This is a genomic window from Xenorhabdus innexi (genome assembly GCF_002632485.1).
Lineage (GTDB): Bacteria > Pseudomonadota > Gammaproteobacteria > Enterobacterales > Enterobacteriaceae > Xenorhabdus > Xenorhabdus innexi.
The window spans coordinates 1-1,488 of the sequence record NZ_NIBU01000164.1 but is presented as its reverse complement, the minus strand read 5'-3'; the positions used below and the strand labels follow the sequence as shown (position 1 = coordinate 1,488).

The window sequence follows — 1,488 nt, the reverse complement described above, 5'->3', positions numbered from 1 at the left end:
GTGGACGGACGGCCATTAAGATGCTGCATCAGGCAGTGCCAGACTTCCGGGACGGAAACCAGCCACATCATGGCTTTTTCCGGTACCAGACTGGCCGCCAGAAACACTTCCTGGGGGACCGCCGGTATGTTTTCCGGTGAATGAAAGCGGAAACGAAAGGGGGTGTCAGGTATACAGGCTCCCGGTTGCCAGTGATACCCGTTTTCCAGCTCCCCTTCCAGTTGCCGCAACAAAGGCAGGTGGTAAAACAACGCGGCCCAGAACACCATTGCCTGCCACAGCAGACTCTGAGAAGCCTGGGTTTCCGGCGGCACCCCCGGCGGCAACATGTGCCCTTTTGCCAGCCGCACAGTACAGGCGGTAAATGCCAGCGTCAGGTCAGCAAATCCCCCTAACGCTGACCATTCTCCCTCCGGGGTTGCCGGCACCTGCTGGACACTGCCCAACAATTGCTTTACCGGCGCAAGATAAAAGCGCTGATACAGTCCTTCAGGGAGTGCACTGTTTTGCCATAATTGCTGAAGATATTGCCGGCGCAGGGGCGTTGCTGACAATTCATCAGCTGATTGGGGTTGAAAATAGCCCTTGCTGTCTTCCGACCGGTGGGACTTGAGCTGCGGCAGTCTCTGACGGGCAAAACGGGATTTAAAACGCTGAAACATCGTATTTCCTCTTTCGGTTCAGACGGGGCTCAGTGTCGGTGAATCCCGTCCGGAAACAAGGCACAATTCTTTTTCCGAAAATGAAAATTAAACGGATTCGATTCATCCCCTGACTCATTTAACCAACCCGCTTAATTTTCATCATCATTCATTGTATTTACGTCATTTAAAAACAAAAAAAGCGCCCTGAAAGGCGCTGTTGAAAAAAGGTATTCAGGCGGCGATAAGCTCCGCTTCCCGCAAGCGCTGAGACCAGTTGCCCAGATAATGGGCGGGGGTATAACGGTGACGCGAACTGTCCGGCTCTCTCAGGACATCCCCGATAGTGACTCTGGCCGGAATGCCGGTCAGCGAGAGCTGGATGTAGGCCATCACGGCGGCCAGCGGATCAATATCAATGACGTGAACCCACAGACTGCACAACGGATCATGCCCCTGCTCTCTCAGTTCTTCTGCCGCCGCCAGTGTCATACAGCCCGCACCGCAGCACGGTTCCTGTAATGTGACAAACGGTTTTTCCTGCAATAAGGCAGAGATATCCGCCATCTCCAGTTTTGCCATCATTCTGGCCACACTCCAGGGGGTGAAAAATTGCTGAAGATTTTTATCACCCAATTCCAGCTGCATAAATACACTGCCGAGAAAATCACCCGGTTCCTGCGCCAGTCCGAGCACCACATGAGAGAACAGCTGTACGATCCGGTTCATATCGGCCCGCTCGTACCGGTTAATGGTTTTCAGGTAATACTGCTCCAGCTCGTCACTGAAACAATACTGATTGTGGATCGCCGCCATGGCGCAGTTGCAAAAATCCCGGAAGACCTGA

General features: G+C 53.4%; 2 protein-coding genes. Both read right to left on the bottom strand.

What is annotated here, in order from left to right; all coding sequences use genetic code 11:
* Window positions 1-662 (bottom strand): TraI domain-containing protein (locus tag Xinn_RS20740; RefSeq protein ID WP_099137806.1); only part of this gene is annotated, 662 nt, incomplete at its 3' end.
* Window positions 663-875: 213 nt separating this feature from the next.
* On the bottom strand, window positions 876-1,488 hold a 613-nt coding region (locus tag Xinn_RS20735; protein WP_099137805.1), incomplete at its 5' end, for an N-6 DNA methylase.